The sequence below is a fragment of the Veillonella sp. VA142 genome (assembly GCF_003992135.1).
GTDB lineage: Bacteria > Bacillota > Negativicutes > Veillonellales > Veillonellaceae > F0422.
Genome location: NZ_RQVN01000003.1, coordinates 108,267 through 120,481, shown reverse-complemented (window position 1 = coordinate 120,481; position 12,215 = coordinate 108,267). Strand labels below are relative to the sequence as shown.

Genomic DNA, 12,215 nt, shown 5'->3' with positions numbered 1-12,215 from the left:
TATGTGTAATGACTGTTAAGACTCCAATTCTCGGAACTTTTCAAGGCGACTAGCAATAGAAACGCCTTCATAGGTGAACGTTGGATATACCTCTTGTAGTGGCTCCAACACAAATTGGCGTTCCCAAAAGTATGGATGTGGCACCACTAAATTAGAGATTTCCACACGCACGCATTGGCCCGCTTCATCTTCTACCCAAACAATATCTAAATCCAACGTTCTAGGTCCCCAGTGAATCTCTCGCTGTCTACCTGCTAATCGCTCAATATGTAATATCGTATCTAACATAACGAGAGGTTCTAGGGTAGATTCCACTTTTAAAATACCATTTAAAAATGGCCCTTGCTCTACGGGGCCCCATGGAGGGGTCTCAATCCAACTAGAATGGTTGACACTACAAACCCCGTCTATGTTCGTCAATTCTGATACAGCGAACGCTAAATACCCTTCCCGGTCACCGAGATTAGATCCGATTCCAATATAATAGGTATACATTATAGTTGACCTCGCGTAATCACTACTTCTACGTAGTCCAGCACCCCTGGGATGGGAGCCTCTGGCTTACGAACTGTCACAGAAAGTCCCTGTAACCCTTCATAGTGTCCCCAAATGGATTCCACTATTAAAGTTCCCACCCGTTCAATCAAACGATGAGGCTTTCCTTCCACGATAGCTTTCGTGCGTTCATAGATATCTACGTAGTTAATAGAATCTTCTAATTGATCTGACTGACCTGCTACCGATACATCTAATGCCATAGAAATATCCACAAAGAAGCGTTGACCCAATTCATTTTCACTAGGTAGATTGCCATGGTAACCGTAAAATGCCATGTTTTGCAAGTTAATTCTGTCCATTACTCACCTCGTAATAGCACATCTGCCACCGTGATAGCTCGTTTATGCATTTCTACATTGTGTACACGCACCATGTCAACACCTTGAATCATGCCCGTAATACAAGTCGCTACCGTTCCTTCATCCCGCTCTTCTGCTGGCAGGTCATTTAAAATCGTACCGATAAAACCCTTACGACTAGGCGCTAATAACACAGGATATTCATAGACAGTAATCTCACCCAACCGTTGGATCACTTCTACATTTTGGGCATAATCTTTGCCAAAGCTAATGCCAATGCCTGGGTCAAGCCATATATTTTGCGGTTTTACACCTTCTTTCAAGGCTAAGTCCACAGATGAGAAAAAGAATGCTTTCATATCGTCGATAATATCATCATATTCTGTGGTGTTTTGATTGTGCATAATAATCACTGGCACATCATATTTTGCCGCTACTGCCGCCATATCTTTATCATATTTTAAGCCCCAAATATCGTTTAAGATATGAGCCCCATGAGACAAGGCAAAATCAGCTGTTTCTGCACGATACGTATCTACAGAAACAGGTACTGTTGCTACCTCTAAGACAGGCAATAAAATATCTTGCATGCGCTGAATTTCTTCTGCTACAGAAATTTGTGTATGCCCTGGACGTGTAGATTCTACCCCTACGTCGAGGATATCTGCCCCTTGCTGTATCATTTCTTTTGCATGTGCTATGGCTGTTTCAGAAGTATTATAACGACCACCATCGGAAAAAGAATCAGGAGTACCATTCAAAATACCCATAATCAATGTGCGATCTTTTAGCTCTAATTGTTTACCATCTTGCCAATTGTACTTGCGGTACTTAAACATGATCGTTACCTCCTAATAACACCAACGCTTCCTCTCGTAATACCCCCATAGGCTCTAATATACCTGTGGCTACTATGGTTTTCGCCACCGTTTCTTGTGCTACTTCGCCTTTCATGAGCATACATAAATGAGTGGCTTCTACCATCACCATAGCGCCCAACACATCGCCATCTTCCACTAAAGATGTAGCAATATCATGGGTGAATCGTTCTTGTAATTGCGGTCGTTTCGCAAAGACATCTACCAATGCTTTCAAACGACCTAAACCAAATACTTTGCCATCCCGTGGTTGATACACAATGTGTACCTTTCCATAGAAGGGCATCAAATGATGTTCGCATATGGAATAGAACGGAATATGGTTCACCGATACTAGACCCGTATGTTCCGTCGGGTATACATCGCCGAGCGCCTCTTTACCCGTGCTGTCACGTCCAGAAAACAAGCTTTCAAATAACGTGGCCACACGCTTCGGCGTATCTGTCATTCCCTGCGCTTCAAGATCGATGCCCAAGCCCTCTAATAATTGGTGCACACCGTCTAGAGTTTGTTCTTTCATAATCATCTCCTAAATAATCTTTGTCGTCCAATCTTCAATAGTCCAAATATCAGTCACCCAAGATTCATAAAATTCCGGTTCATGGCAAACTAGGACAATGGTCCCTTTGAAAGCCTGCAATGCCCGTGCCAATTCAGCCTTCGCATCCACATCTAAATGGTTCGTAGGTTCGTCCAATACAAGTACATTATAGGACTCTTGCATCAATTTACAAAGACGAACTTTGGCATTTTCCCCACCAGACAAGACGCGCATTTGACTCGTAATATGCTCATTGGTCAAACCACAACGAGCAAGAGCTGCACGAACTTCTGAGTTCGTTAAAGACGGGTAGGCATCCCAAATATAATCTAAGGCCGTTTTAGAGTTATCTCGGCTATCTTCTTGAGCAAAGTAACCAATTTGTAAAAACTCCCCTTTCTCTATCTTTCCAGATAGAGCAGGAATCATACCCAATAAGGTTTTTAATAAGGTCGTTTTCCCTAAGCCATTCACACCTTGGATGGCAATTTTCTTACCTCGTTCAATCACTACCTCCACTGGTCTAGTTAAAGGTTCATCATAGCCGAGTACCAAATCTTTTGCATCGATAATAAAACGACTCGGCGTACGTCCCTCTTTAAAGCCAAAAGATGGTTTTAATTTTTCTTGTGGTTTTTCTAAGATTTCTATTTTTTCTAAGCGCTTCGCTCTGGAGTTCGCCATACCACGAGTGGCTACGCGAGCTTTGTTACGCTGAATGAAATCTTTCATATCTGCCACTTCTTGTTGTTGCCGCTCGTAAGCACGTAAGGCTTGTTGCTTTTTCACTTCGTAAGCCGCCAAGAATTGGTAGTAATCGCCAGTATATCGTGTAAGTTGCGCTTGCTCAATATGGTAAATAACATTCACCACGGAATTTAAAAACTCCACATCATGAGAGATTAAGATAAAGGCATTTTCATAATTTTGCAAATAATTCTGTAGCCATTTAATATGGTCTACGTCTAAATAGTTCGTCGGTTCGTCCAAGAGTAAAATTGTCGGTTGCTCCAACAACAATTTTGTGAGCAACACCTTCGTCCGTTGACCACCGCTCAAATCCATCACATCCCGGTCAAGGCCGATATCCATCAAGCCTAAACCTTGCGCCGTCCGTTCAATAGTCGCATCGATTTCATAGAAACCACGTTGCTCCAACATCTCTTGCCATTCGCCGGTAAGCTCCATGAGCTCATTCATTCTGTCCTCAGAACAATCGCCCATCTCTAGATACGCGTCTTGTAATTGTTGTTCAATACCATAGAGAGAATCAAAGGCACCTCGCAATACATCGCGAATAGTCATTCCTTTCTCTAGGACGCTATGCTGATCTAAATAGCCTACCGTTACTTGGTTGGACCATTCCACCTTGCCTTCATCGGGCATCAAATGACCAGTAATGATATTTAAAAAGGTTGACTTCCCTTCTCCATTGGCGCCGATTAGGCCCACGTGTTCGCCTTTCAGCAACCGGAAGGAGGCATCATCTAATATTTGTCGTACCCCAAACCCATGGGTTACATTAGTTACAGTTAACACACTCATATTCATTCTCCAAACTATTCTTATATATCTCTTTATTATACGTTAACATGGCAATAATTTCTAGTTGTTACATATCTGTCCTATTATTTTTATAATTTCTGTGCATTTACGTATGACACTATGAAAGTGTATACTAATAGCATTCTTAAAATATCTTAGTCGTTTACAATGGTATATACGAATCTTGTCTTCCCTATGACAAACCCTATTATTCCATAGATATGACAAGATGAAAGCATATATTACCCAACAAGGAGTGAGCCCTATGAATCATGTACCTACTATACTATCCATACAAGATATGAGTTCCGTCGGCCGTTGCTCGTTAACAGTATTCATCCCTTTGGTGAGTGCCTTGCGTTGCCAACCAATTCCATTACCAACAGCAGTACTTTGCAATCATTTAGAATATCCTAACTTTGAATTGGTGGACATCACTGACCATCTTGAAAGTTTCTATAACTGTTGGAATCGAAACGACATCACCTTCGATGCCATTCAAAGTGGTTTCTTGGCATCGCCAGAACAAATTCGTCTCGTAGAAGATGCGATCGAACGATTCGGTAAAGATAAACTCGTCGTGGTAGATCCTGCTATGGCAGATGATGGTAAACTCTATTCCATCTACAACGATGAAATGGTAAAAGAAATGCGTAAACTCATCACCAAAGCTTTCATCATCAAGCCAAACTACACAGAGGCCTGTTTCCTACTAGATATACCCTATGACCCTACACCACAGTCGGAAGAAGTCATCTATGACATGTGTCGCCGTTTACACGCCCAAGGACCAGAGTATGTGATTCTTTCTAGCTTACCTTCCGAGGACTCTGCCCTTATCGCTGTCTATCGTGGTAGCACGGACACCATCACGTGGATATCCAATCCATTAGTACAAGTAAAGGCACATGGGACAGGGGATACTTTCACAGCTATCTTAACAGCCCTTGTATTACGCGGCTACACACCGGAAGAAGCATCTCGCATTGCTGGTGAGTTTACTACAGAAGCGGTGAAGTTCACCCACGAGGAAATTGGTTCCCTCCGTGACGGCTTAGCCCTTGAACTGCTATTAGATCGTTTAATTTCTATTCCAAATCCACAATAAGGAGATCCTATGAACACTAACATTAAAGATATCATTTACATCGGATTGTTATCCGCTCTATGTATCGTATTTACAACCATTAAGGTACCTCTACCAACAGGCGCTATGGTGCACCTTGGATCTGCCGCTCTATTCTCCATTGCCTCCGTATTTGGCGGATTCTATGCAGGCCTAGCTGGTGCCATCAGCTCTGGTATCTTTGACCTCATCATGGGGCACTCCCAATACACAGTATTCTCCATCGTAATCAAAGGATTAGCAGGCGTAATCGTGGGCTTACTAACAGTCGGCTGGAGACCATCCGTGCCGCTTCGTTCCGTATCTACCTTACGCTTACTCTTCGCCATGATTGTAGGTGCCATATGGACAGCAGCCGGTTACTTCGTAGCTTGGTGGGTCGTGCTAGATAGCTATATCGCTGCCGTCACAAGACTACCAGCTTCCTTCCTAACAAGCGGCATCGGCATCTTAGTAGCCTTGCTATTAATCCCGATCTTGCGCCGCATCCCTCATAAATAATTTAGCATACCGTTGAAAGTATGGTATACTAGACATAATAAAAGAGAGCTAATAACGTGTCGAGGCGTTAGGCTCATCTCAAGGTACTAAAATTGAAATAGCCTAACGTATTGAGGTGGCTAGACCTCATTCGTTAGGCTTTTTCATACATGCTTAACTAAGGAACGCCCGTTATGTGTAGTAGCCTTGTGGCATTTTTTACTACCAACATCATACTAATACAAAAAGAGCAGAGCGTGTTCCTGAGCAAACATTATGAAATACCGTTTGCGAAGGAATATGCTCTGCTCTTCTCTTTGTATAATTGAGTTACAAACGCCACAGGCTACATAACTTAACCCGTGACGATTTTGGACATAAACTTTTCGTTATTAATAATAAACCGCTCATGTGTGCCACGGCCGATAACTTTTTCACCTTCTTTAGCTACCACCTCAAAGGTTATTTTTCTACCGTCAACAGCTACCACCGTTGCCGTCGCTGTTATGGTGGCACCTAATGGACTGGCTGCTTCATGACTAGTTTCCATGCGAATCCCCACGGATCCTTCGCCATCACCTAAATCACCTTGAATCCCAGTATAGGCTGCTTTCTCCATCAATGCCACCATCGCAGGTGTGGCAAACACAGGTAACGTACCACTACCCATATATTCCGCCGTATTATTAGCATCCACTACCACCGTAGCCATACCCACTTGTCCAATCTCGATTGCCATAGAAACTCCTTTCTAAGCTATATTTAATACAGAATATCATTTGATTACATTCTAGCACTTCTGAGGAATTTTTTCTATTTTATTTTCCCTGCAGACATTTTACATTAACTTTCCCATAAAGGGTTTACACTAATCATCTTACAAGTGTTTTACAATAACCCGTGGTATTTCGCTCTTAAAGATAAACATGTATGAATTTTACCTACTACATTTATATCAAAATCAATGATGATATAATAGCTCATTGCATCTACCATAGTTTTGCCCCTTATCTCTCTGTGAAAGTATCAACGTATACATTCCATCTACAAACTATTATAGGCATCTACCTATACAAATACAATACGTTTGAATTTTATAGTCTTGACAATGTCCCGAACTGTTCTACAATAACCACAAGAAAAGGAGTGATTTCTATGCCTACTATATCGGTATATTTCTCTGAAAGTGAATACAACCTAGTTAGTCAGCATGTTAAAAGTAAAAGATTGACTATCTCCCAATATATAAAAACAATACTATTAGAAGAGATAGAAGATGAATACGATGTATCGATCGTCAACGAATATTTACAAGAAAAAGATTCCATGAAGTTCCTACCATTTGAAGAGGCTATTAAGGAATGGAATATTAAGTAGTTATTCAAGTTAAATTACATAAAATAGCAAAACAAAGTGGGTACCACGTCTTTCGACGTTGGTACCCACTTTTTGCTATGCATAATTTAGTGTTATCTACTATTATTTAGTTTTATGCTAAACCCATGCGTTCCATAAGCATTTTAATTTGTGCCTTCATTTCTGCATTTTCTGCATCTTTTCTAGCGTTTTCTGCTTTCAACGCTGTAATCTCATCTTGCATTACATATACGGAGGAGATTGGACCTCCTTTGTAACGTTCTGGAATAGCATCATCTTCACCTGTGCCGAAACGGTATGTAGCACCTAGATTAGCCATGCTTTTACCAGCTCCCATTGTAAGTCCAGCTGTTACCATGAAGTTTTCATTTGCATAGTGTGCAAGACCTAATGCTAATGCTTGGTTACCTGCATATGTACCAACACCTGCCATGATTTGAGATTTTCTCAATGGATCGTAGCTTAATGGATTTAATGCTGCTAACGCTGCAGAGTGTGCTCCTACTTCGCTGATACGTTTAGAGTTTTGTTCCGCTTTTTGACGTACTTCGTTAACTTGATCTGCCGTTGCCATATCACGACTTAATTGTAAAGAGAATATTTTATTACCACTTTCATCAGTATGAGCTGTAGCAATAATCTTACCATCACCTTTGATATTGATTGCCTCACCTACCAAGCTCTTAATATTTTTTTTGCCTGTATCAGTAAGATTTTCCATATCTTTCAACTTATCTACTTCTACATTGGTAGCAGAGCTAATAGAATCGAAACGATCATTAATGGTTGCTAACGCATCTCCTACATTATGTTTGGTAACCGCATTACCATTTTTATCTTTCAAATTATATGTTGGCTCACTAAGTGTTCCATCAGTATTTACACTAGCACCACCACCTAGGGCTGTAGCAATGGAGTTTGTTGTATTATACACTTGGTTACCAGTCACGGCATCTTTAGAATTAGCTGCAATCTTCCCATCCACAAGGTTGGACATTTTTACACCTTTTGTTGGATCTAGTGGATTCACTGCATTGACTTGTAATTTATCTGTTTCTACAGGTTGAGCTGACCCTTTTTTATTACCATCTTCGCCAACATCATCTGCCAAGTAATACTTACCATCGTTTGCTTTTGTCAAACGATTTCCTTGATCATCGGTGTAAACAACAGAACCCGCCTCGCCATTACGGATAGCATTTACTTTTTCCGTTAAAGTCTTACCATTCAAGCCGTCCTTAGCCGTTAACCCTGTATCTTTTGCAGTACCATTAGCACCATCACGACCATCGGCAGATGTATCACCAAGTTGAGCCACTTTAGCTAAATCATCTTTAACAGCTTTAGATAAAGCTAGAGTGATTGTATCACCTTTTGCTGTGGTTTCGATTTCACCAGTAGTACCTTTTACTTTTAACGTTTGGTCTTTTAGGTTCAAGGCCAATTTAGTCGCACTATTGTCATCATCTGCAGGATTATCTGGTGTACCGTTTTCATCGATAGTTTTATCGCCAGCAAAGTGGAGTACTGTGTTAGTACCTAACTCAGTTTTTAGATTATCTAATTTTTTATTTACAGCGTCATTAGTTGCATAGTTATTAGTAAGGTTTTGATTGATGCCATCAATTCCATTTTTAGCCTCTTCAAGTTTTGCAGTATGATCAGCTAATGTACCATCGATACCGTCAACTCGAGTTGTTAAACCATCAACTTTGCCTTTATTTTCATCTGCGAGAGCTTTTACATTAGTTAACTTTTCATCAAGTTTTCCTAACTTTTCTTCATGGCCTGCTACTTTTTCTGTTAATGTATCAATCTTACCATCAGCAGTATCTACACGACCTTTTAATGTATCTAAGTTTGCTTTGGATGCTATACCTTCAATAACAATATCTTTACCAGCTGCTTCTGTACCTTCACCATTTTCTTGTTTTAACGTCACATTGCCATTAGCATCAACTGTATATGGATTACCAGTTTTCACATGTAACTCAGCGGCTTTATCTAATTTGTTCTCGCCCATTGTAGCAAGAGCAGATGCATCCGCTTTAGCATTTACTTTACCCTCTAACGCTGTTAATGCACTTTGATCTGCCTTTTTACCTAATTCTGTAGCTACATCTGCTGCATTTGCTTTTTTACCAAGCTCAGTATCTACATAAGATTTGTCTGCTTTTTCACCGATTTTAGTTGTTAAATTAGTAACATCTTGTTTCGTAGCGATACCAGTAATTGTGAAGTTTTTATCAGCCTTTGGTTCGTTCAAGCCATTTTCTTGGCGTAATGTAACAGTACCAGCTACTTGATCTACTTCGTAACTATCTGCCACAACATGCAATTCATCAGCTTTGCTTACTTTATCAGCGGTAGCATTTGTAATAGCAGTATTTAACTCATCTTTTGCTGCCTTTAATTTATCTGCATTAGCCTTATCTGCATCTTCTAACTTTTTGTTTAAAACATCAGTAGATACCTTATTTTTCATGCCCTCAACGAATGCATTAGCCGTATCTTTATCAAGTTTATTAGCAATGACCTCTTTTAATGCATTGATATCATCATGTGTTGCCAATGTGGCTTTCGCAGTTTCAAAGGTAGCAGTGTCTAATTTGTTAGCCAGCTCACCATTTACACGATTTTTCTCCGCCGTGAAAGTATCGTTGCTTACTTTTTTAGCTAATTCAGTGTTAATCGCAGTAATTTCAGATTTGCTTGCAAGACCTTCGATGACAACATCTTCTCCATTAGCTTCAGCTCCAGCACCATTCACTTTTTTCAAAGTGACTTTACCTTCTGTATTCACAGCGAACGTACCTTTTTTCACATGTAATTCATCGGCTTTGCTTACTTTATCAGATGTTAAATTAGTAATATCAGACGCATTTGCTTTTTTATTTAATTCTTCCGTTAGTTTTGCAGTACTTACTTTATCTGCTAAGGCTGTATTCATATCGGTTGTACTTACTTTTTTACCAAGTTCAGTATCTACGTAGGATTTGTCTGCTTTAGCATCAACAGTAGTTTTTAATTCATCTAATTTTGCTTTACTTGCTAAACCAGTAATTTTTACTGCTTCATCAGATTTAGTAGCACCTGTGCCATCTGCTTTGTCCAATGTTACAGATCCATCAGTAGCTACGCTGTATGTTCCTTTTTTCACGTGTAATTCAGCTGTTTTGTCTAACTTATTGGTTGTTAGATTAGTTACATCAGCAGCATTTGCTTTTTTCGCTAATTCTGTAGTTAACGTATCATTGCTTACTTTGTCAGCTAAGGCTTCTTTTACTTTACCCGCTGTTACCAATTTATTGGCATCGCCTGCTGTATTCACGTTAGATGCCAAGTTTGGAGTTACACTTACCTTGCCATCTGTACCAGTTGATACAGAAATGGCATCAGTATTACCACTTGTGATAGAGTTTACTTCACTCTTAGCAGCGATTGTCACAGAATTACCTGCGGCTGTTAATGTGATATTTTTGCCTGCCACCAATTTTACTTTATTAGCATCTGTATCACCTACTGCCGTACTAGGTACCAGGTCCGTTGTTGTCGCCCCATTCACAACTGATACTGTGCTAATAGATGCATTACGTAGTGCTTTCAATTGTTTTACATTGATGGCATCGTTATCGTTTGTACCGCTCGCAACACTAGTGATACGACGTAGGATACTACCACCATTACCTACGGAAATCACGCCGTTACCTGTATTATTAACAGCATCGTTTGTTAAGTATCCGTTTGTAGCGTTACCATCAGCTTCTGCTGTTGTAGACCCTTCACCTAGTGCTACGGAGTGAGCTAAGGCAGCATTAGAATTTTTACCGATTGCAATTGCTGACGTTCCAGATGCTTTTGACGTATTACCGAGAGCAATTGTGCTATCAGCAGATGCGGATGTCCCATTGGAACCAATGCCAATACCACTTTGACCTGTTACACTAGACATGTAACCAATCGCAACGGCACCGCCAGCATTTTCACCAACAGTCATATTAGAGCCAATACCTACAGATTGGTTACCCAATACATTGGTAATATAACCGATGGCTGTAGTGCCATCTTGTTTGGAACTCACTTGGAAACCAAGACCAACTGATTTATTTCCTTCTACCTTAACTTGATTACCAATCGCTGTGGAACCATGTTGTTTCGCTAATACTTCCGAACCAATAGCAGTGGTAGCTACACCAGATGCTGTTGCTGTTGAACCCATAGCAATGGAACTATCAGAATTAGCGGATGTTTTTGCACCGATAGCAATGGATTGTGTGCCAGAAGCGCTAGGGGCCTCTGCCCCTTTCATAGCGCCACCGATAGCAATAGATTGCACACCGCTAGCAGCTGAACTTGTACCAAAGGAGATTGCATTTTCAGCTGACGCTCTTGCATAAGTACCCATACCGACAGAGTGTGCTGCTTCCGCATGAGCAGATGTACCGATGGCTACCGCACTGTCTGCAGACGCTAATGTTCTACCTGAATCGCTGTTACCTCTGTTATCATTACTAGAACCAATAGCCACAGCATTTTTACCAGTTACTTTTACGAAGTAACCTACTGCAGTACCATATTGAGCTGCCCCATCTACGTCATTTCGAGCACCCACACTGAGCGCTTGGTTAGTATTTACCGTAGAATAATAACCAATATTAGTAGCACCTGCCTGACGTACAGTCACGGCAAAACCTACGCCGACGGCCTTATTTGTTTCTACGTTAACATTATTACCAAGTGCTACCGCACCATGTTCTTTTGCATAAGCTCCAGCACCAACGGCTACTGCAGATGTACCTGTTGCTTTGGAGCCACTACCTACCGCAACAGACCCATCACCAGTAGATTGAGTACTTGTACCCACTGCCAAGGCATTCGTAGTGCTTGCCGATGCGTTATTACCAACGGCTACAGCACCACTACCAGAAGCTGTTGCGCTATTTGCAAGCGCTACAGAAGCACCACCTGATGTTGTACCTTCTTGAATTGCCGCTTCTACTGTTGCTACTTGCGCACTTACTGTCAACGCTGCTAATACGCTGGCTACAATGATTTTCTTTTTACCTGTTGTATTCTTTGCTACTTCCGATACTACGATGTAGCACTGCTTAGATTTGCTCCAAATAACTTTGAATAATTTGTTCATTGAGATACATCCTCCTAAACTATTAAACATCAAACTACTTCAATTTTATATGTAAATCATAACTAATATTGAGCACTTAGCTCGTATATGATCAACTCTTACGAGAATATCATCCATTATAGATACTACTTGCATATCCTAGATGATTTTTTATTTTTTTATATCATATAGGATATACTGCACCATTATATACAATATATCGAAAAATATCAATTGCAATCTTAAGTATCTTTATACATTCTCAAAAGAAATAGGGAGGAGAAGT

General features: G+C 40.6%; 10 protein-coding genes. 3 read left to right on the top strand and 7 right to left on the bottom strand.

From position 1 onward, the window contains the following. Window positions 1–15: 15 nt before the first annotated feature. Genes folK through EO117_RS02290 form a run of 5 tightly spaced genes read right to left on the bottom strand, consistent with a single transcriptional unit; the run spans window position 16 to window position 3,821 of the window. Window positions 16–495, bottom strand: a complete 480-nt coding sequence (gene folK / locus EO117_RS02310) for a 2-amino-4-hydroxy-6-hydroxymethyldihydropteridine diphosphokinase (RefSeq protein ID WP_126938903.1) — start codon at window positions 493–495, stop codon at window positions 16–18. Continuing rightward, window positions 495–857, bottom strand: coding sequence for a dihydroneopterin aldolase (folB, locus tag EO117_RS02305; RefSeq protein ID WP_126938902.1), 363 nt, complete (start codon window positions 855–857; stop codon window positions 495–497). Before folB ends, folK begins: the two co-directional genes overlap by 1 nt. Next, window positions 857–1,696 (bottom strand): dihydropteroate synthase, encoded by an 840-nt coding sequence (gene folP / locus EO117_RS02300; RefSeq protein ID WP_126938901.1) that lies wholly within the window; start codon window positions 1,694–1,696, stop codon window positions 857–859. The genes folB and folP overlap by 1 nt, the downstream gene beginning before the upstream one ends. Further along, window positions 1,689–2,255, bottom strand: a complete 567-nt coding sequence (folE, locus tag EO117_RS02295) for a GTP cyclohydrolase I (RefSeq protein WP_126938900.1) — start codon at window positions 2,253–2,255, stop codon at window positions 1,689–1,691. The genes folP and folE overlap by 8 nt, the downstream gene beginning before the upstream one ends. A gap of 9 nt (window positions 2,256–2,264) precedes the next feature. Next, complete coding sequence (locus EO117_RS02290; protein ID WP_126938899.1) at window positions 2,265–3,821, bottom strand: ABC-F family ATP-binding cassette domain-containing protein; 1,557 nt, start codon at window positions 3,819–3,821, stop codon at window positions 2,265–2,267. 265 nt (window positions 3,822–4,086) lie between these two features. On the opposite strand from EO117_RS02290, the gene EO117_RS02285 reads away from it, so the two are divergent. Continuing rightward, complete coding sequence (locus EO117_RS02285) at window positions 4,087–4,929, top strand: pyridoxamine kinase (protein WP_126938898.1); 843 nt, start codon at window positions 4,087–4,089, stop codon at window positions 4,927–4,929. A 9-nt stretch (window positions 4,930–4,938) separates the two neighbouring features. After that, window positions 4,939–5,448, top strand: coding sequence for an ECF transporter S component (locus tag EO117_RS02280; RefSeq protein WP_126938897.1), 510 nt, complete (start codon window positions 4,939–4,941; stop codon window positions 5,446–5,448). A gap of 334 nt (window positions 5,449–5,782) precedes the next feature. Here the strand turns inward: EO117_RS02280 and EO117_RS02275 are convergent, their stop codons facing one another. Then, window positions 5,783–6,166, bottom strand: a complete 384-nt coding sequence (locus EO117_RS02275; protein ID WP_126938896.1) for a thioesterase family protein — start codon at window positions 6,164–6,166, stop codon at window positions 5,783–5,785. A gap of 416 nt (window positions 6,167–6,582) precedes the next feature. Between EO117_RS02275 and relB the strand changes: the two genes are divergently transcribed. Beyond that, complete coding sequence (gene relB, locus EO117_RS02270; protein WP_126938895.1) at window positions 6,583–6,804, top strand: type II toxin-antitoxin system RelB family antitoxin; 222 nt, start codon at window positions 6,583–6,585, stop codon at window positions 6,802–6,804. 112 nt (window positions 6,805–6,916) lie between these two features. On the opposite strand, the gene EO117_RS02265 is transcribed toward relB, so the two are convergent. Then, entirely contained in the window at window positions 6,917–11,950 is a 5,034-nt protein-coding gene (locus EO117_RS02265) for a YadA-like family protein (RefSeq protein WP_164727467.1), read from the bottom strand. Window positions 11,951–12,215: the final 265 nt, after the last annotated feature.